The 19,284-nt window shown below is 56.1% G+C and carries 23 protein-coding genes; 14 read left to right on the top strand and 9 right to left on the bottom strand.

The genetic code is table 11. The features are described 5' to 3' along the window. Positions 1–2: 2 nt before the first annotated feature. The 3 genes from HY751_10755 to HY751_10745 are packed head-to-tail and all read right to left on the bottom strand — an operon-like array spanning position 3 to position 2,033. On the bottom strand, positions 3–1,055 hold the full coding sequence (locus HY751_10755) for a Gfo/Idh/MocA family oxidoreductase (GenBank protein MBI4666874.1): 1,053 nt from the start codon (positions 1,053–1,055) through the stop codon (positions 3–5). 22 nt (positions 1,056–1,077) lie between these two features. Next, the gene (locus HY751_10750) at positions 1,078–1,371 is read right to left on the bottom strand and encodes a hypothetical protein (protein MBI4666873.1); all 294 of its coding nucleotides are present in this window, start codon (positions 1,369–1,371) and stop codon (positions 1,078–1,080) included. Between the two features lie 2 nt (positions 1,372–1,373). Further along, on the bottom strand, positions 1,374–2,033 hold the full coding sequence (locus HY751_10745; protein MBI4666872.1) for a class I SAM-dependent methyltransferase: 660 nt from the start codon (positions 2,031–2,033) through the stop codon (positions 1,374–1,376). Positions 2,034–2,183: 150 nt separating this feature from the next. On the opposite strand from HY751_10745, the gene flgF reads away from it, so the two are divergent. The 14 genes from flgF to HY751_10675 all read left to right on the top strand — a co-directional run bounded on the left by flgF (position 2,184) and on the right by HY751_10675 (position 13,258). Then, positions 2,184–2,984, top strand: coding sequence for a flagellar basal-body rod protein FlgF (gene flgF / locus HY751_10740; GenBank protein ID MBI4666871.1), 801 nt, complete (start codon positions 2,184–2,186; stop codon positions 2,982–2,984). A 31-nt stretch (positions 2,985–3,015) separates the two neighbouring features. Beyond that, a complete protein-coding gene (flgG, locus tag HY751_10735; GenBank protein ID MBI4666870.1) occupies positions 3,016–3,804 on the top strand; it encodes a flagellar basal-body rod protein FlgG in 789 nt (262 codons plus the stop codon). A 23-nt stretch (positions 3,805–3,827) separates the two neighbouring features. Continuing rightward, entirely contained in the window at positions 3,828–4,556 is a 729-nt protein-coding gene (flgA, locus tag HY751_10730; protein MBI4666869.1) for a flagellar basal body P-ring formation protein FlgA, read from the top strand. Between the two features lie 28 nt (positions 4,557–4,584). After that, positions 4,585–5,235 carry a flagellar basal body L-ring protein FlgH gene (locus HY751_10725; protein MBI4666868.1) on the top strand — a complete coding sequence of 217 codons (651 nt, stop codon included), beginning with the start codon at positions 4,585–4,587 and terminating at the stop codon, positions 5,233–5,235. Between the two features lie 17 nt (positions 5,236–5,252). Next, complete coding sequence (locus HY751_10720) at positions 5,253–6,413, top strand: flagellar basal body P-ring protein FlgI (GenBank protein MBI4666867.1); 1,161 nt, start codon at positions 5,253–5,255, stop codon at positions 6,411–6,413. Positions 6,414–6,477: 64 nt separating this feature from the next. Beyond that, positions 6,478–6,918, top strand: a complete 441-nt coding sequence (locus HY751_10715) for a rod-binding protein (protein ID MBI4666866.1) — start codon at positions 6,478–6,480, stop codon at positions 6,916–6,918. A gap of 20 nt (positions 6,919–6,938) precedes the next feature. Then, the gene (locus HY751_10710) at positions 6,939–7,445 is read left to right on the top strand and encodes a flagellar protein FlgN (GenBank protein ID MBI4666865.1); all 507 of its coding nucleotides are present in this window, start codon (positions 6,939–6,941) and stop codon (positions 7,443–7,445) included. 36 nt (positions 7,446–7,481) lie between these two features. Then, the gene (gene flgK / locus HY751_10705; protein ID MBI4666864.1) at positions 7,482–9,179 is read left to right on the top strand and encodes a flagellar hook-associated protein FlgK; all 1,698 of its coding nucleotides are present in this window, start codon (positions 7,482–7,484) and stop codon (positions 9,177–9,179) included. A 23-nt stretch (positions 9,180–9,202) separates the two neighbouring features. Continuing rightward, the gene (gene flgL / locus HY751_10700) at positions 9,203–10,732 is read left to right on the top strand and encodes a flagellar hook-associated protein FlgL (protein MBI4666863.1); all 1,530 of its coding nucleotides are present in this window, start codon (positions 9,203–9,205) and stop codon (positions 10,730–10,732) included. Positions 10,733–10,782: 50 nt separating this feature from the next. Next, entirely contained in the window at positions 10,783–11,046 is a 264-nt protein-coding gene (gene csrA, locus HY751_10695; GenBank protein MBI4666862.1) for a carbon storage regulator CsrA, read from the top strand. After that, the gene (locus HY751_10690) at positions 11,043–11,495 is read left to right on the top strand and encodes a flagellar assembly protein FliW (GenBank protein MBI4666861.1); all 453 of its coding nucleotides are present in this window, start codon (positions 11,043–11,045) and stop codon (positions 11,493–11,495) included. The genes csrA and HY751_10690 overlap by 4 nt, the downstream gene beginning before the upstream one ends. A gap of 204 nt (positions 11,496–11,699) precedes the next feature. Next, complete coding sequence (locus HY751_10685; protein ID MBI4666860.1) at positions 11,700–11,927, top strand: sulfurtransferase TusA family protein; 228 nt, start codon at positions 11,700–11,702, stop codon at positions 11,925–11,927. A gap of 27 nt (positions 11,928–11,954) precedes the next feature. Further along, positions 11,955–12,428: a DsrE/DsrF/DrsH-like family protein gene (locus HY751_10680; GenBank protein MBI4666859.1), complete on the top strand. Its 474-nt coding sequence runs from the start codon at positions 11,955–11,957 to the stop codon at positions 12,426–12,428. 116 nt (positions 12,429–12,544) lie between these two features. Next, positions 12,545–13,258, top strand: coding sequence for a carboxypeptidase regulatory-like domain-containing protein (locus tag HY751_10675; GenBank protein ID MBI4666858.1), 714 nt, complete (start codon positions 12,545–12,547; stop codon positions 13,256–13,258). Between the two features lie 65 nt (positions 13,259–13,323). On the opposite strand, the gene serS is transcribed toward HY751_10675, so the two are convergent. The 6 genes from serS to HY751_10645 form a co-directional block, all read right to left on the bottom strand. Beyond that, the gene (serS, locus tag HY751_10670; protein MBI4666857.1) at positions 13,324–14,610 is read right to left on the bottom strand and encodes a serine--tRNA ligase; all 1,287 of its coding nucleotides are present in this window, start codon (positions 14,608–14,610) and stop codon (positions 13,324–13,326) included. A 6-nt stretch (positions 14,611–14,616) separates the two neighbouring features. Beyond that, the gene (locus HY751_10665) at positions 14,617–15,420 is read right to left on the bottom strand and encodes a tetratricopeptide repeat protein (protein MBI4666856.1); all 804 of its coding nucleotides are present in this window, start codon (positions 15,418–15,420) and stop codon (positions 14,617–14,619) included. Next, positions 15,417–17,939 carry a DNA gyrase subunit A gene (gene gyrA / locus HY751_10660; GenBank protein MBI4666855.1) on the bottom strand — a complete coding sequence of 841 codons (2,523 nt, stop codon included), beginning with the start codon at positions 17,937–17,939 and terminating at the stop codon, positions 15,417–15,419. The genes HY751_10665 and gyrA overlap by 4 nt, the downstream gene beginning before the upstream one ends. A 253-nt stretch (positions 17,940–18,192) precedes the next feature. Then, a complete protein-coding gene (locus HY751_10655) occupies positions 18,193–18,657 on the bottom strand; it encodes a hypothetical protein (GenBank protein ID MBI4666854.1) in 465 nt (154 codons plus the stop codon). A gap of 109 nt (positions 18,658–18,766) precedes the next feature. Further along, positions 18,767–19,003, bottom strand: a complete 237-nt coding sequence (locus HY751_10650) for a type II toxin-antitoxin system HicA family toxin (protein ID MBI4666853.1) — start codon at positions 19,001–19,003, stop codon at positions 18,767–18,769. Between the two features lie 9 nt (positions 19,004–19,012). Continuing rightward, positions 19,013–19,237, bottom strand: coding sequence for a type II toxin-antitoxin system HicB family antitoxin (locus HY751_10645; protein MBI4666852.1), 225 nt, complete (start codon positions 19,235–19,237; stop codon positions 19,013–19,015). Positions 19,238–19,284: the final 47 nt, after the last annotated feature.

Genomic DNA, 19,284 nt, shown 5'->3' with positions numbered 1-19,284 from the left:
ATTCACCGGAGCGGTATTTTCACACGCTGGCCGCCACCGCCCGCCGAACGGTAGAGGGCCATGATTATTTCCAGCGCCTTGTATCCATCCACGCCGGAGGATAGTGAGGGGGCTCCGGTCTCCACCTGGTTTACAAGATCCTCCACCCCGCCAACGAACGGGTTGATGTAATCCGGGACCGGCGGGAACTCAGCGGGCTCAAGTTCCGTGAACCCGGTGAAATGCATGCTTTCGGCTTTCATATATAGATGGGCGGAATGGTTCGTTATCACGGCGCGGGCGCGGTCGGTCTGGATGTCCAGCTCGAAATGGAAATATTGCCGTTCGCCGCCGCCTATTATCATCCCCCGGGCGCCGTTTTCAAACTCTATCACTCCCATCACGGTGGACTCCACGTTGGCGTTCCCGTGACGCCTGTCCTCCACCGCCATGGCGGCCACCGCGTCGCCAGCGATGAACCGGAACAGGTCCACCAGGTGGGTGCCGTCGTGAAACACCGGGCCGCCGCCGTATTTTTTGCGGGACAGTTTTGGCCACGCGCCCGAGAGACAATACCCGGTGACGGAGCGCAATTGGCCCAGTTCGCCCGCGGCCAGTTTTTCACGGATAACCTGGTAACGCCTGTCCCACCGGCGCTCGTGGCCCACCACCATGGCCACGTCATGTTTCTGGCAAGCCTTTATCATTTTGCGCGCCTGGGGCAGGCTCACAGCCAGGGGTTTTTCGCAATATATCCCTTTCACGCCCGCCTCGGCGCAGGCTATCACCATCTCGGCGTGATACTCGGTCCACGCGGCCACGCTTACAATGTCCGGTTTCTCGGCGGCCAGCATCTTCCGGTAATCGTCGTACAATCCCTTCACGCGCCATTTCCGGCCGAAAAGTTTCAGCCGTTCCGGATTGATGTCCGCCCCGGCCACTATCTTGGTTTTCGGATGGGCGGCGAACGCCCCGGCATGGGTGCAGGGCTTGGCCCGCAACGGGTCTCCCTCCAAAATGCTGGCTATCCTGCCACAGCCGATTATGGCCACGCGGTGTTGTTTAACCTTCGCCAATATCAACGCCCCCCGCCGGTATTCAATAGGGGCCCGTGGGCCAGTCGCCCGGTGGCCGGTCCAGGCTGTCGCCGAAAGGCCTATCCATGAACGCCCGTTTGCAGGTTGGGCAAAGGATGAAGGAACGTTCCTCGTACACCTGTTTCTCCAGCTCGTCGGAGCTTATGGTGGAAAGCTGGTCTATGATGTTTTTCATCTCCTCTTCGGAGATGGGCTGGTTGATGACGCCGCCGTCATCCACTTTAACGGTGACCTTCACCATGTAACGCACGTCTCCCGGCTGGATCATCACGCCGCACCGGTCGCATATTTCCATGGTCAGCCCGCCTTGCGCATGGACAGGTAATAAAATCCCGAAGGGCTTTCCCACACCCGGCCCATTATAAAATATGGAGCGAATATGGCGCGCAGTTCCCCGGCGCTGGAGAACCGGTCGTAATGGCCCCGGTGAACGGTCCAGTTCCGTTTTCTATTCCCTTCCCCTTCGTGCCGGAAGTTCCGTGAGAAACAACCCAGCAGAAAAACGCCGCCAGGTTTTAACAAGGCCGTCACAGCGGAAATGTATCCCGCCGTGTCCCTGCGCCTTATATGGTGGAACACCCCCCAGTCCAGCGCCATGTCGAACGAGCCTTGCCTGAACGGCGCCTCGAAAAGGTCCGTGTTTATGAACTTGGGCCATGGGCGGTTTCGCGCCCTGGCTAAAGCCGAGGGGAGTGGATGGAAAACATAATCCACCCCAACAACCTTATAACCGCGCCGGGCCATGATTATGGAGGCGCGTCCGGAGCCCGCGCCTATGTCCAGCGCCAGTTTCCCCTGGCCGGGGCCGAGCTTTTCTAAAGTCGCTCCCAGCCATCCCTGGTCGAAAGACTTTTCCCAGGGCGGCGCGGTCTCTTCTATATATGTCTTCCGGTAAAACTCCTTTTGGGAGACATACAGCCGGTCGCCGACAAGAGGATTGCGGGTTTTGACGCTCATGGCTCGGAAAATGCCCCTTTCCATAGGAAAACTATAGCCCAAACCCGCCATACTTCGCCAGTTGAGCGTCAATATTTTGGATTTTCACCCGTTGGCATCGTCTTTGCTTTGGTGGGTGTTGACTATTTTTGACATGGAAAGGCTTGACGCATGCACAGCGGGATGTACGTGGCCGCCACCGGGTTTTTAGCCTCGGAGCGGCGGCTGGAGACCATCACCAACAACCTGGCGAACATTAACACGCCCGGTTACAAGGCCGACAGGCTTGTGTTTGAAAGTTATCTTTCCAAGGCCGGGGCTTCGGAGCCAACAGCCGCAACCCGCTCCGAGGGAACACGTCCAAGCGATTTTGTCGTTCCCTCCGAGCAGTACACCGACCAGGCCCAGGGCCCCATGAAAAGCACCGGCAATCCGTTGGACCTGGCTATCGAAGGCGAAGGGTTTTTCGCGGTGATGACCGCCAATGGCGAGCGTTACACCAGGGCCGGCAATTTCCAGGTGGGGCCCAACGGAGAGCTTGTAACCGCCAACGGCGACGTGGCGCTGGACGACATGGACCGCCCCATCATAGTGAATGACGGCGTGGTGACTGTTGACCAGTCGGGCCAGATATGGGTGGAGAAAGAGTCCGCCACCGGGCAAAACTCCGACGTCCCCATGGAGATGTCCGCCTCGGGCAGGAGCGCCGGAAAGCTGAAGATAGTGGAGTTTTCCAAACCATTGGAGCTTACGAAAGAAGGGAACGGCCTTTACAGGGCCGAAGACCCCGGAGCGGCCCTGAAAGCGGAAAACGCCAGGGTTTCCCAGGGGACATTGGAGCAGTCCAACGTGAACATGATCATGGAGATGACCCAGCTTATCCAGAACCAGAGGCTGGCGGAGACATACCAGAAATTGATAACCGAGAACGACGCAATGACCGGGCAGATGATAAGCCAGGTGGGCAGATAAAAACATGAAAAAAGGCGGGAGATAAAAAGCCATGATAAGGTCGTTATACACCGGCGCCACAGGCATGGTGGCCCAGCAGATGAACGTGGACGTAATCGCCAACAACCTGGCCAACGTGAACACCTACGGGTTCAAACGGAGCCGGGCGGATTTCCAGGACCTGCTCTACCAAACCCTCCGAGCGCCTGGCACGGTGAACGCCACCGGCTCCCAGGTTCCCACGGGAATCCAGGTGGGTTTGGGCGTAAAACCGGCGGGCGTAACCAAAACATTTCTACAGGGCGACTTAAAATCCACATCGAACGAGCTGGACATGGCCATCGAGGGCAAAGGGTTTTTCCAGATACAAAAACCCGACGGCACAGTGGCCTACACCCGGGCTGGCAACTTCCAGCTGGACAACACGGGAACCATCGTCAACATAGACGGGTACCCGTTGTATCCACCCGTCACCATCCCTTCAGACGCCACGCTGATAAGCATGGACAAGCAGGGGAAGATCAGCGTCACCCAGCCCGGCTCCACCACGCCCAACGAGGTGGGGCAGATAGAGCTGGCCAATTTCGTAAACCCCGCCGGGCTTCTGTCCGACGGCAAGAGTTTATACATGGAGTCAGACGCTTCCGGCCCTCCCATGGTGGGCTCCGCCGGAACCAACGAGCTTGGCACCATCCTGCAAGGATATGTGGAAGTTTCCAACGTCTCGGTGGTGGAAGAGCTTACGCAGATGATCATGGCCCAGCGCGGTTACGAGGTGAACTCCAAATCGGTCACCGCGTCGGACGAAATGCTCCAGACGGCCACGAACATAAAACGGTAAATGGATAATCCGGGAATAAAGCCATGAAAGGCAGATTATTTACGGCGGTGACCATCGTCCTCTCGGCGGCCTTTGCCGCATGGGGGGGCGAGGCCGGGCCAGGAATTATCTACCCGGCAAATTCTGCCGTGGGCGTTAAACAGGCCGTGAAAGACAAGGTGGCCGCCGAATTGAACGCGCCGGGCCGGGTGGTGGAGTCGGTGGAGGTTTTTCTGCCCGGCGCCGTTAAAATTCCGGCCGGGGCGGACAGCCTGGAGGTTACGATGCCTTCCCTTAACCGGACCGGCGACAGGATATACGCCACCATCACATTAAAAAAAGGTGAAACGGCAATTGGCCGTATCAGCGCCACCGCCACCGCCCGGGTCACTTTAAGCGCCGTGGTAGCGGCCAGGGAAATAAAACGAAACGCCATAATCGCCCCCGATGACGTGCGGGTGGAGAAACTGACCGTGGGCGGCGAGTTCGACCGGTTCGCCAACGACGTGGCCGATGTGGCTGGCAAGCTGGCCGAAAGGGCGATAAAGACCAACGCCCCCGTGAGGCCTGAATGGCTATCAACACCCAGGCTCGTTAATACCGGAGACACCGTCTCCATAATCGCCGGCAAAGGCGCCCTTCAGATCAGCGTCACCGGCCAGGCCAAACAGGCCGGCGACATGGGCGACAGGATAAGGGTTGTGAATGCGGAGTCGGGCAGACAGCTTTCCGCCAAGATAACCGGCCCGGCGGAAGTGACCGTGGAATTTTAAATACAGAAAAAACGTGGAGACATTTACCATGACAAACATTTTGATCCGGTCCGCGGCGGCGCTGTTACTGGCCCTTACGGCCTTCACCGCCGCCTGCTCCACCACCCCGCCGCCACGGCCCTCGGTGGAAGCGGAGCCGGAGAAACACACCTACAACAACGGGTCTCTGTGGCCCGGCGCCACGAAGAAGAACATTTTGTTCTCCGACAACAAGGCCAGCAGGATCGGGGACATAGTGACCGTCCATATAATCGAAAAGACCACGGCGCTCAACAAGTCCGACACGTCCGACAGCTCATCGCTGGACAACAGCATTTCATTGGACACCGGCTCTGTGACCCCCACGGAGATAAAGCTGGGCGGCGGCAAGAAATACACCGGCAGGGGTAGCACCGGGCGGTCCGACCAGTTCTCCGCCACGGTTTCCTGCGTGGTTACAGAGGTGCTTGGCAACGGCAACATGCTGGTGGAGGGCCAGCGCCGGATGGCCGTAAACAACGAGGAACAGTACATCCTGGTGCGCGGCATGGTGCGGCCAGACGACATTAAGTACAACAACACGGTCCTTTCCTCGCAGATGGCCGATGTGGACATCCAATACACCGGCGGTGGCGGCATGGACAGCGGCAAGGCCCCGGGCTGGCTAGGGAAGGCTCTAAACAAAGTATGGCCTTTCTAAAGGCTCAGGAGGATTTCATGAAACCAGGACGTAACAGACTGACAAAGGCCATTACCCTTCTGGCCGTGGCGGTTATAACATTAGCCAGCCCGGCGGTGGTGGAAGGCTCCAGGCTCAAAGACATCTCCTCTGTGGAGGGTGTGCGGAGCAACCAGCTGATAGGTTACGGGCTGGTGGTGGGCCTTAAAAACACTGGTGACAAGTCATACAAAAGCCCGTTCACCATTCAAACCCTGCTCTCCATGCTGGAGCGGCTGGGCACCACCGTGGACGTGAGGCAACTTACCGATTCCCGCGTGGGAGTGTCCGACGTGAGGATGCTCCGTGACGTGCGGGTGGAGAACGTGGCGGCGGTGATGGTTACCGCCGAGCTTCCCCCGTTTTCAAGACAGGGCTCGAAAATAGACGTGGTGGTATCCTCTTTGGGGGACGCCCGCAGTCTTCATGGCGGCACGCTTCTGCTTACTCCGTTAAAAGCCGCCAATGGCGAAGTGTTCGCCGTGGCGCAGGGGCCCATATCGGTGGGCGGGTACAGTGAGAGGGTCCGCCGGGTGAGTGAAACGAAAAACCACCCCACTGTGGCCAGGATAGCCAGCGGAGCCGTGGTGGAAAAAGAGGTGGAGTTTGAATTCTCCAAACTGGCTAAATTCACCATATCCCTGCACAACCCGGATTTCACCACTACCCAGCGGACCACGGCGGCCATAAACGCCGCGCTGGGGCCGGACACGGCCAAGGCGCTGGACTCCGCGGCCATTGAAATAACCATCCCCGCCGATTACGCAGACAGGAAAGTGGACCTGCTGGCCCGTATCGAAAATATAGACGTGGAGACGGACAACCAGGCCAAAGTGGTGCTGGATGAACGTACCGGCACGGTGATAATCGGCGAGAACGTCCGTATATCCCGGGTAGCCATATCCCACGGGAACCTGACCATCCGGGTGGAGGATGGCGCCAAGACCGGCGGCCAGATGGTATCGGTACCTAGAACCCTTCTCACGGTGGAAGAGTTGGGCGGCAAATCTGACCGGGTGGCGGTAATGGAACCGGGGGTAAGCATAGCCGACATTGTGAAGGCCCTAAACTCCCTAGGGGTGGCCCCACGGGATTTAGTGGCGATTTTCCAGACACTTAAAGTATCCGGCGCCTTGAAAGCGGAGCTGGAGATAATCTAACTGGCGGGCGGGCCAAAGAATTGGCGCCCAAACTGCAACATTTGATAAACAGAGAGAGGAAAAGATGGATTCGAAGGTGAGCCTAACGCCCCTCAGGGCCCAGGATCTCCAGAATATCCAAGAGCCGGCGGCTGGCTTCGGCGGCAGGCAGGTTCTTTCCCTCTCCGGTGACAAGAAGCTTTCCGAGAAGGAAAAGCTGACTACGCTGGCCAAAGAGTTTGAGTCGGTTTTTATGGGACAGATGCTAAAGGCCATGAGATCAACGGTGCAGAAAAGCGGCTTTATAGACGGCGGGCGCGGCGAAGAGGTTTACAGTAGCCTTCTCGACGACGAATTGGCCAGAAACATGGCCTACTCCCGCACCAGCGGCCTGTCTGAAGCGCTGGTTCAGCAGTTGTTATCGGTATCCCAGGGGAGCAACCCGGCGCAAGAGACTGGAGCGCAAAATATTTCAAGGGATGGCGGCAAAAAACCGATGGATAGTAATGGAGGCGGGGTCGAATAAAAACCCCGAAAAGGAAACACATGGAAATATCAGGGCTTATAGAGGAACTGGAAAGCATCCTTTCCCTTAACATAAAGCTTTATAACCAGATGGAGACGGCGCTGGAAGAAGAATTTTCAGCGTTGAAAACCCACTCCATAGGGCAGTTGGACGGGGCCATTAAGAGAAAACTCAGCCTGGCGGCCAACCTTAGGGCCGTGGAGGACGCCCGTTTGAAAGTCATTGAAAAAATATCCAAAGCGCTGGGCGTGCCCGTAAAGCATATAAGAATCAGGGATCTGGCCGAGCGGACAGGCGGGGAAGCCAAAGCGCGGCTTATGGCCATCCGGGAGGACTTGAACACCGCCACGGCGCGGGTCACCGAGAAAAATGATTTAAACCGGGGCTTCATAGAAAAGCTCGTAACGCTCAACGCTTCGGCGGCTTCGAACTTAAAAGAGCTTATCGCTCCGGAATCCACCTACGAGCGGACCGGCCCGGCGGCGATTTCGTTCAAGCCCGGCCAGGTTGTGAGCAGAACATTTTAAAGACCGGAAAAACCAGGATAGAGGGTCTATAAAGCCATGCCAAACATATATGGGGCGATGAACACGGCCAAGGTGGCCTTGATGGCGCACCAGCTGTCCCTGGAAGTGACCGGCCAGAACATAGCCAACGTCAATAACGCCGATTACACCAAACAGGAAGTCCAGCTTGAAGCGGCTTTCCCAATAAGAGCGGGCGGCTCCCCGGGGCTTGTAGGCACCGGCGTCCGGGCCACCGCAATTGTCCGCCGTTTCGACCAGTTTCTGGAGGGCCAGCGGACGCTCAACAAGTCCAACACCGGATATTGGGACGCCCGGCAGGATTTCATGGCGCGGCTGGAGGTTGTTTTCAACGAGTCCGGAACCAACGGGTTAAACGGGCTTTTCGACAATTTCTTCAAAAGCTGGCAAGACCTGGCCTCCAACGCCAAGGGGCTCACCGAACGCACCGATGTGGTAGCGCAGGGGCGGAACCTGTCCAACATGTTCAACAAGGTGAACCAGGACGTTAAGAATTTAAGGGTGGACCTGAACACCAAGATCACTTCCTCCATCACCGAGATAAACAGGATAACGGGGGAGATAGCCAACCTTAACGCGGTGATCCACGAGGCCGAAGCCCAGAACGTCCACGCCAACGACTTCCGGGATAAGCGCGAATCGCTGGTTCGGGAGCTGTCGTCCTATGTGCAGGTGAACACCGTTGAAGACCCAACCAACAAGGAAATTACCCTCTCCCTTAACAATGGCCGGGCTCTTGTGATAGGGCAGACCGCTTTTACCCTGTCGGCCCGCCAGCGGTCCGACGACGGGCTGGCCTCGGACATATTTTGGAGAGACACCTCCGGCCAGGAGTTCAACATAACTTCGGAATTCTCCAACGGTAGCATGGGCTCCTGGATAGACATGCGGGATACCGACATGACCAGCTACCTGGACAAGCTGGACCAGCTTTCGGCCACGCTCATCCGGGACATAAACAATATCCACTCATCAGGCTACGGGCTGGACGGCTCCACCGGGCAAGACTTTTTCACCGGTTTCAACATGGTGACGACCGCCAACCGCAACAATACCGGCACGGGAACCATAACGGGCTCCATCGTGGCGCCCGACACGCTGAACGTGCACAAGTTCCAGATAGAGTTCACGGCGCCCGGCTCCTATGATATCCGCGACGTTACCACCGGCTCCGTAGTGGCCACCGAGGCTTACGGCGGTGGACCCCAGGTAAGCTCCTATCTGCTGGGGCAGGGGATGCAGGTTACTATAAACGGCGCTCCGGCCGCCAACGACAAGTTCATCGTAAACCCTGCCGCCGACGCGTCGCTGAACATGGCGGTGCATTCCGCGGTGGTTACCGACTCCAACAAGATAGCCGCCGGGCTTACCACCAACCAGGGTGATGGCGACAACGCATTGCTCCTGGCCCAGTTGCAGAACAGCATGACCATGAACCAGGCCACTCCGGGGGCCTCCGGCACGGCCACTTTCGCGCAATTCTATAATTCAATAGTAGGCGAGGCTGGCGTGGCGTCCAAGCAGGCGATGTCGGCCTTCACCCAGCAGGAAGGGATAAACGTGGAAATAGAGCGGCGCCGGGAACAGGTTGGGGGCGTTTCGCTGGATGAAGAGTCCATGAACCTGATAAAGTTCCAGCATGCGTACCAGGCCGCCGCAAGGATGGTGAACGTGGTGGACGAGCTTCTCCAGACCCTGTTAGGGATGGGGGCATAACGGGCAAGCCGTGAGGTGATCTTATGTTCAGAATAACAAACCGCATGATGTACGACAGCACCCTGTTCCACACCTTCAGGAACAACCAGGGCATGCTGGCCGCCCAGGAACAGCTCTCCACGGGCAAAAGAATAAACCGCCCAAGCGACGACCCGGTTGGAATGATGGAGGTTCTCCAGTTCCGCACAGACATAGGCAAGGCCGACCAGTACCTGAGGGTCATGGACAATGCGGACGCTTACCTCGGCACGGCCGACTCCACCCTGGGTTCCGTGCATGACCAGCTTAAGGTGGTGAAGGAATTGGCCGTCCAGCACGCCGGGGCTCCCATGGGTACCGCAGAAAACCGGATAACCGCCGCCACCCAGGTGGACAATATAATCCAGCAGATGATCCAATACGGCAACACCAGGGTTGGCGACCGGTATATTTTCTCCGGCCAGAAATCCAACAACATGGCCGTGGACTCCAACGGAAACTACCTTGGCTCCGGGAAAGACCTGAGGGCGGAGATCAACACCAACACCATAATCCCGGTCTCGGTGCGCGCCTCCGAGTTTTTGACCACCGACATGAACCCGGCCCTATCTTCCGCAAACAACGGCACCCTGCTCGCCAGCCTTAACGGCGGCTCCGGCGTGCCGGCGGGCAATTTTTCCATTACAAACAGGCTGGGGGCTACCGCCACCATCACCACTGCGGCAATGACTGACCTTCAGGATGTGATAGCCGCCATAAACGGAACGGGGTTAAACGTCACGGCCACCATATCGGCGGATGGAACCGCTCTTGTACTTACAGACAGCAACGCCAATCCCACACAGGCGCTTTCAATAATAGACGGCGGCTCCGGAACGGCGCAGGCGCTGGGCATATCCGGGTCACGCAACACCAGCGTGTTCACCGGGGACGACTTGAACCCCACGATTTCCGGTAATACATTACTGTCCGACCTGTACGGTGGAACCGGCCTTACGCTGACCAATATAACTCTTACCAACAGCGCCTCCTCGGCCACCGTCACCTTCACCGGGGCCGAAACCACGGTCCAGAACGTGCTGGACGCCATCAACGCCGTTGGAGCCGGGATAAACGTTAACGCGGCCATCGACGCCATGGGCCAGAAGCTGAATATCACCTCCACAAACCCCGCCACCGTCGCCAACGCTTTCGACACCGCCACCGGCTCCACGGCGGAGTTTCTGGGCATAGGCGGCGGCCAGAACGTGATACCTGTGCTTCAGCGGCTGTCAGCCGCCTTGAAAGCCAACGATACGAACGGTATAATGACATCCATGGCGTTGCTGGACACAACGATGGCCAACGTCAACGCGGTTAGAGGCTCCGTGGGGGCCCGCGCCAACCAGGTGGTTTCCACGCGAGACTCGGTGGACCAGGGCAAGTACGAGAACACGAAGCTTAAATCCTTCGTGGAGGATGCGGATTTCCTTAAGGCCGCTTCCGACCTCGCCATGTTGCAGACTGCCTACCAGGCCACGCTGAAGTCTTCATCGTCTATCGTCCAGCCGTCGTTGCTGGACTTCTTAAGGTAACGGGCCCATGAGCGCGCGGAGGGCGGCGCCGGAACCATGGAGGGTTGAAAATGCTGGTCCTTACACGCAAACTGGGCGAATCTGTCACCATCGGGGACAATATCAAGATATCGGTCATAGACATAAAGGGCAGGCAGGTTCGCCTTGGGATAGAAGCCCCGCCGAATATGACCATACACCGGGAAGAGATCTACGCGAAAATCCAGGAGGAGAACCAGCGGGCCGCATTCATAAAGGCGGTGAACATGGAGAAGCTGGCCGCCATATTTCCCGGAAACAAACCCGGCGCCCCCGGCGGAAAGGCTGAAAAATGAAAATCGCATCTGCCAGGCTGGGGGACGTAACCATAAATCCCGCGGAAATAATCACTTTTCCCGATGGTATCATCGGGTTCCCGGATTTCAAGAGATATGTGGAACTGCCGTTTCTGGAAAGCTCTCCTCTTACCATCCTTCAGGCGGTGGACGCCGCGGAACTGGGGTTCTTTTTGATAGACCCGTACCTTTTCCTGGCAGATTATACGCTGACCATATCCGATGAGGACTTGGCCGGTATGAACGCCCAGGGGCCGGACGAACTGGTTATCAAAACCATCGTCACCATCCCCGAGGATCCTTACGACATGACCGCAAACCTCCAGGGGCCGCTGATAATCAACGCTAAATCAAGGCTTGCGCGGCAGATAGTGAATAACGACAAGAATTATTCCACCAAGCACAGGATTATTTCCTCCCATCCGGAGCCTGCGCCCGTAGCGGGCTAAAGCGGTATTTCACGAAATTTCCGGCCAGGCAAAAATCTTACCCTGGCCGAATCCATTTTAAAATCCGGGAATCAAACCATAATCCATGCCTGTTCTTGTGTACGCGTCGTGGGGGTATAATAAAAGTGAACGGGGCAATACAGGGCGCCGCATGGCAACAACAGCTTAAATAGACCTACTTACAATAACTTAGAGGGTACAAGCATGACAGCGGACAAAACCATAGACTGCAAGGGCCTCTCCTGCCCGGAACCAATCCTGAAAACTAAGATGGCCATTAACGAGCTGTCATCGGGTCAAGTGCTTAAAATGATCGCTACCGACCCTGGTTCGGTGAACGACATGTCCGCTTGGTCCAAGAGGACTGGCAATCCAATTGTCGGCTCTCAGGAGTCCGGCGGGGTGTACGAGTTCTTTATTAAAAAAGCCTGAAGCCCGATTCAAGAAAGGGAATGATTCATGAGTGAGAAGCCCAAGAGAATAGCTTTGATCGCCTCCAAAGGCACTTTGGATATGGCCTATCCGCCGCTCATTTTGGCCAACACCGCCGTGGCGTTGGATATGGAGGCGGCGATCTTCTTTACCTTCTATGGTCTGGATATTGTCAACCGCCACAAATACGCAAACCTGAAAGTTGCCCCGTTGGCCAACCCGGCGGCGCCACTACCGGTCCCTAACATCATCGGGGTCCTTCCCGGGATGACCATGATGGCCACCGCCATGATGAACAGCTGGATGGGCAAGGCCAATGTGGCCAGCATTCCCAAAATGCTGGAGGACTGCAAGACATTCGGTGTGCGCATGATAGCCTGCCAGATGACCATGGACGTGATGGGCGTTAAAAAGGAAGACTTGATAGACGGCGTTGAGGTGGGTGGCGCGGCCACTTTCCTGGATTTCGCCGCCGACGCCAATATTTCCCTGTTTATCTAAACCGCAGTACGCTTTTCTTGGGGACGGTCCATAAGACCGTCCTTTTTTTATTCGTTTTCCAACTCCACGCCGTTTATCCTGAAAGTAAGCCATAGAACCAATCCAGGAGGCAGGCAATGAATGCATGTTTGAAGATCCTCGGTACTGTGGTCATTTTGGGGATGATAGTAGCTGGCTGTAGTGGAGGCGGGTCGTCCGCTAACCAAGGCAACACAATTTCGGGAACTATAAGCCTTGGCGGCGACCTATCCACCGCGAAGGGATTGACGGCGCCGGCCACAGCCCTTGAGGACTATGAAAGTGTGACCATCCAGCTTGTCGATTCCACCGGCGCTGTTGTGGACGAGACCACCACCGATTCAACTGGAACCTTCAGCTTCTCCGGTGTGAGGGCTGGTGATTACACCATAATTGTCATCGACAGGGAAACCGGCCTGGAAGTGACCCAGGCGCAGGTTACGGTGATAGATGGCGATAATGTGGATATTGACGGGGTAATAACCTCAAGCGACGCGACATGGTCCGTTACCTATGAAGTAAATCCCGCCGTCTCCCTTCAAAACGAAACGCAAACTCAGATAGCCCAGAACATAGCCGACGCTTCCGGGCTAACGCTGGCCGAGGTTATCGCCATGCGGCAATCCGGAATGGGCTGGGGAACGATTGCCATTGAGCTGGGCGTCCACCCTGGCAATTTGGGAATCGGCAACACCCATGCTTTCGATACGGAGTTCCATACCGGAAGCAGGCCTGAAAACGTTGGCCATGGAAATTCCGGCGATGGCCAGGGCAATTCTGATAACGCCGGAGGAGGAAATCCCCATTATTAACCATCGACCATACAATCCCGCCCTCTTGCTTTATTGGCATGAGGGCGGATTTTATTCGTGCACGGTCACGGTCTGGAAGCGGTAATGGAATCCAGCCCACCCATGTATGGGCGCAAGGCGGGTGGTATTTCTATGGAGCCGTCCGCCCGCTGGTAATTCTCCATAATCGCCACCACCGTGCGTCCCACCGCCAGGCCGGAGCCGTTTAAGGTGTGGCAAAACTCCGCTTTTTCTTTTTTGTCGCGCCGGAACTTCAAGTTCATTCGCCGGGCCTGGAAATCTGTAAACGTGGAGCAGGAGGATATTTCCCTGTATTTGCCCTGGCTGGGTATCCACACCTCTATGTCGTAAGTGCGGGCGGAAGCGAACCCCAAATCCCCCGAGCACAGCGCCACCACCCGGTAAGGCAGGTTTAACCGTTTTAAAACCTCCTCGGCGTTGGCGGTGAGTTTTTCCAGTTCATCGTCGCTTTCTTCCGGGCGGACTATTTTAACCAGCTCCACTTTATTGAACTGATGCTGGCGGATAAGCCCTGTGGTGTCTTTTCCGTAAGACCCGGCTTCGGAACGGAAACAGGGGGTGTAAGCCACCATCTTGACCGGTAGCGATTCGTTTTCCAGAATCTCCCCGGCGTATATGTTCGTTACCGGCACTTCCGCCGTGGGGATAAGCCACAGGTCGCGCCCTTCAAGCTTGAAAAGGTCGTCCACGAACTTGGGCAATTGCCCGGTGCCCGTCATGGTCTCCCCCGTCACCATGAACGGCGGGAGGATCTCGCTATAACCATGCTCACCGGTGTGCAGGTCCAGCATGAAATTTATCAGCGCCCGCTCCAGCCTGGCGCCCATACCCCGGTAAAGGGCGAACCTGGCGCCGGAAAGTTTGGCCGCGCGGGGAAAATCCAGGATGTTCAGCGATTCGCCCAGTTCCACATGGCTTTTGGGGGTGAATGGAAATTCCGGCATGGAGCCCCACCGCCGGATTTCAGGATTGTCCTCCTCGGACCTGCCCTCGGGGGTTTTTACGTGCGGGATGTTGGGGATAACCAGAAGCTTCTGGCGGATATCGCTCTCGATTATCCCCAGCTTCGCCTCGTTCTCTTTTATTTCATCGCCCATCCGGCGGACTTCAGCCTGCTGGAGGGTGGTGTCCTGGCCCGATTTTTTCAACGCGCCGATCTGCTTGCTCATCTCGTTGCGCTGGCGCAGAAGCTCCTCGTTGCTTTTCAGGATTGCGCGCCGCTCCCCGTCAAGGGCCAGGATGGCGCCAATGCCATAATCCGCCCCCCCGCGCCGGGCAAGGCCAGCCTCTACAACCGCCGTTTCATCCCTGATAAGCCTGATGTCAAGCATCGCCTGTTACTTCACTTTCTTGGCCAGGCGTTTTTGTATGGATTCCAATTTCCGGTCTATCAGCAGTTTGTCGGGGTAACGTTTCTTCAGGTCGTTATATTCGTCCAGGGCTTTTTGCAGTTGGTCCATCTCCTCGTAACAGATGGCTATGCCCAGGCGGACATCATACTCATAACGGCTTTTAGGGTTTTCCAGCAGGATCTTCCTGAAGAGGTCCAGGGCGGTCTTGGCTTCCCCCATGATGAATTTGCTGTTGGCTATCTGGTAGCTGGCGTCCAGCGCAAACTCGCTTCTGGGGGCTTTAGCTATTACCGCCTGATACTCGGCTATGGCCTGGTTGTAATCGCCCTTCTTGAAATACGCGGTGGCGATATGGCTTAAATATTCCTCCTCGTTCACCTGGCCCTTGAACTCGGTAAGTATCCGTTTGTACTGCATCACGGCCAGGTCGTAGTTCCTCAACGCCTGCTCGTATATCTCGCCCATGTAGTTGTGGGCCTTCAAGGCCAAATCGCCGGATTTTTCCCGCTCCGCCGCCCTGGCGAAGAACTGGATGGCTTTCTCCGGCTCGTTGAGGTCCAGATAATGAATTTCTCCCAGCTTGTAAAGGGAGTGGCTGGTGAAGGAGGAATCGGGGTATTCCTCAACAATTACCCTCAGCTTGCTAACCGCCTCGGAATGCCGCCCTTCAAGCCAGAGTTTTTCGGAATCGTCGAATAGCTCCTGCACCCTGTCTGAACAGCCGGCCAGGGCGAAAAGCGTCAGGACTAACGCCACCGGGCGCAAGAGATGCCGGGTCAGGAAACTCATTCCGCCTCCTCCTGCGCCACAGGCCCGTTCTCATCCATGGCGGCAGGCTCCTCGGCGTCCGTATCGGATTTCTCCGCCTCCTCCACCTCGGATGCCAGGCTGGCCAGCGAGACAACCCTGTCCCCTTCAGCTATGTTTATCACCCTCACCCCCTTGGTGTTCCTGCCTATCAGCGAAACATCGGTGGAGTTTATGCGGATTACCACGCCGTCTTTGGTGATGATTATCAGGTCATCGGTGTCTTTCAGGAGCTTTATGCCCACAACCCGGCCCGATTCGGCGTCGCACTTGATGTCTATAACCCCTTTGCCGCCCCGGCCCTGGATGGGGTAACGCTCCAGTTCCGACCGTTTGCCGTACCCGTCCTCTTTTATGGTGAACACCGAGCCGGGCTCCCCCTCCGGGGCCACGGCCACCATGCCCATCACCGTGTCCCCCTCGTCCAGCCGTATGGCGCGGACACCCCGGGTTACCCGGCCCAAGGGGCGCAAATCGCTTTCGTGGAACTTTATGGACATTCCCTGGCTTGTGGCCAGAAGTATGTTCTTGTCCCCGCTGGTGACGGTGACGGCTATCACGTCGTCCCCCTCCTCCAGGTCCGTGGCGATGATGCCGCCGGAATGGATACGGGAGAAAGCCTCCATATCCGTTTTCTTGATGTAGCCTTGCCTGGTGGCTGTTACCAGATATGTGCCCGGGATGAAATCAGCCACGGGGAATATTGTGGCCACTTTCTCTTCCGGCTGGAGCTGGATAAGGTTCACCACCGCCTTCCCTTTGCCCGTGCGGGAGGATTCGGGCACCTCGTAAACCTTCTTCCTGAACACCCGGCCGGTATTGGTGAAGAACAGGATGTTGTCGTGGGTGGAGGCGATGAACAGGTCGTTCACGTCATCTTCTTCTTTCATGCTGATGCCGCGAACCCCTTTCCCGCCCCGTTTCTGCGCCCGGTATGTGGCCACCGGGAGGCGCTTTATATAACCCATGGAGGATATGGTTACCACCATGTCCTCGCGGGCTATAAGGTCTTCCATGTCCACTTCGTTTTCCATGGGGAGGATTTGGGTGCGCCTGCTGTCGCCGTATTTCTGCGCTATCTCCACAAGCTCCGCCTTTATGATGCGGAGCTTTTCATCCTCATGGTCCCGGATGAACACAAGCCGCTCGATATCGGCCCGGATTTCCCCCAGCTCGTCCACTATTTTCTGCCGCTCAAGCCCGGTAAGGCGTTGGAGCCTTAATTCCAGGATGGCCTTGGACTGGATTTCAGACAGCCCGTACCGCTCGATCAACTGGCGCCGGGCCTCATCGGGCGAGGCGGCTTTCCGGATGAGCTCGATAACCTCGTCCAGATGATCCAGCGCCGTAGCGTAACCTTCCAGGATATGTTCCCGCTCCCGGGCCTTTTTAAGTTCGAAAAGGGTCCTGCGGGTTACGATCTCCACCCGGTGCTCCACGAAATGGTGGAGCATGTCTTTAAGGTTCAGTTGTTTAGGCTGGCCGTCCACCAGGGCTATGAGGATTACGCCGAAAGTTTCCTGCATCTGGGTGTGTTTGTAGAGCTGGTTTAACACCACCTGCCCCACGGCGTCCCGCTTTAGCTCTACGACTATGCGCATGCCCTCCCGGTCCGACTCGTCCCGCAAATCCGAAATGCCCAGGATTTTCTTGTCGCGCACCAGTTCGGCCATTTTTTCTATGAGCCGGGCCTTGTTCACCTGGTAAGGGATTTCGGAGATTATTATCTGCTCCCTGTCCCCCTTGTCCATCGGCTCTATATGCGCCTTGGCGCGCATTATGATAAGCCCCCGGCCGGTGTGGTACGCCGAGCGGATGCCCGACGAGCCGTGAATCTCGCCCGCCGTGGGGAAATCCGGCCCGGGGATATGCCCCATCAGGTCGTCCACCGAACAGCCGGGATTGTCTATAATGTGTATTAGACCGTTGATAACTTCCCGCAAGTTGTGGGGAGGGATGTTCGTGGCCATGCCCACGGCAATGCCCCCGGCGCCGTTCACCAACAGGTTGGGAATGCGCGAGGGGAGCACAAGAGGCTCACTTTCGGATTCGTCGTAGTTGGGGGCGAAATTTACCGTTTCCTTGTCCAGGTCGGCCAAAATCTCGTCGGATATCTTCGCCAGCCGGGCCTCGGTATAACGCATGGCCGCCGGGGAGTCCCCATCCACGGAGCCAAAGTTGCCCTGCCCGTCCACCAATGGGTAGCGCAATGAAAAAGTCTGGGCCATGCGCACCAGCGCCTCGTACACCGCCACGTCGCCGTGGGGATGGTATTTGGCTATCACTTCACCCACGGTTCGGGCCGATTTCTTGTACGCCCTGCTGTGCAGGTTCCCCATACCGTACATGGCGTAAAGGATGCGCCGGTGGACCGGTTTTAGGCCGTCCCTCACATCCGGCAGGGCGCGGGAAACGATAACGCTCATCGAGTATTCGAGGAAAGAACTCCTCATCTCGTCTTCGATGGCGACAGGTATAATTCCGTGGTTGATTTCGTTCATTTTTGCGTAGTCACGCCTATAAGAATAAATTGAAGACAATAAGGGATAAATTATAGCACCCGGACTGGCGTTTGGGAATGGAAATATCGGTTTATATAGCCTGAATATACAACGAGTTGCGCGATCAACAGAGGGAGGCGGGGAGCGGGATGCCAGAACTTGGACAGGTCAATGGAACCTGCTGTTTTTATGTGACTTAATTTAGCGAAAGAGCCAAAATACGCGATTGGCAACATTGAATATGGGGCACATGCTACAGAGGCCGAATATACTTCTTTATCTCTTCATCGGAAAACCTGCTTGAGAAAGCCACCCCGCCTGAAACGTTAGTTTCAACCCCCGGTTGTGATGAAGAATCACGAAATTGTTTTTTCAACGCCAGCATTCCCTCATCCATATTTCCCTCTGGCGCTTTTTCCAAAAAATAGGCCATGAGTTTTTTAATTTCCCCGGCAACCCTAGCGAATTCCCAATTGGTAGCATCTTCAAGGCGAGCATAAGTTAAATGCGCGAGTTTTTTATGAACTTTCTCTTTACATTTTTCCAGCAAATCAATTGGCGCAGGTGACCATGGTTGTTCCGGATTATCAAACCAATCGCCTTCCAGAATGTCATCTTCCCTTGCACTTCCCGGAGGATAGAAAAAATCATACATATTCCTGAAGTGAACAAGGAACGATTCAAAAAGCACATTATTGAGCCAATCTTCCTTGGCCATTCCAGATTCTAATGATCCAGCAGTTAAGCACAACATGACATACTCATATGTCACATGCTCACATGCTCACATGCTTCTTTTAGATCATTGGTGGTTTTTGATCTTCGCGTCATTTCTTTTTGTTTTGCCATTTCAGGAAATCCTCCTGGTTCAATTCAGCGTCGTTGAGAATCTTTTTGGTGATTCCCCGGCCCAAGTCTTCCCCCTTATGTTCGGGAACTGTAGCTGTGCGTCCATCAGGATGACGGAAAAATTTATGACTTCCCTTCTGGCGCATAAGGGCAAAGCCCTTACTTAGGAGGAAAGAAGTCATCACCTTCGAGGTAATGACTGGCATCATAGGCATAGACGATACCTACGCTACAACTTCCATCTGTTGCACCGCTATAAACTTCATTTGAACCGGTTTTTCCTCCTCCATACATAAGGCGATCACTTCCCTTATGCGTGGATAAAGCTCTTCAAGGGTTTTGGCTTGTGTGTAACAGCTCTTTAAAGACGGGACGGTAGCCACAAAATATCCGTCTTCATCCTGTTCGATAAGCACGGTAAATGTTCGTGGGTTTTTCTTCCTGGGCATCTTCCAATTACTCTCCAACGGTTAATCCAGTCTAGCGCGGCTACCGC

Source organism: Nitrospinota bacterium, from assembly GCA_016208975.1.
Taxonomy (GTDB): domain Bacteria; phylum Nitrospinota_A; class UBA7883; order UBA7883; family JACRLM01; genus JACQXA01.
Note: the sequence above shows the minus strand (reverse complement) of the source record. Positions and strands in the feature narration are given on the sequence as shown.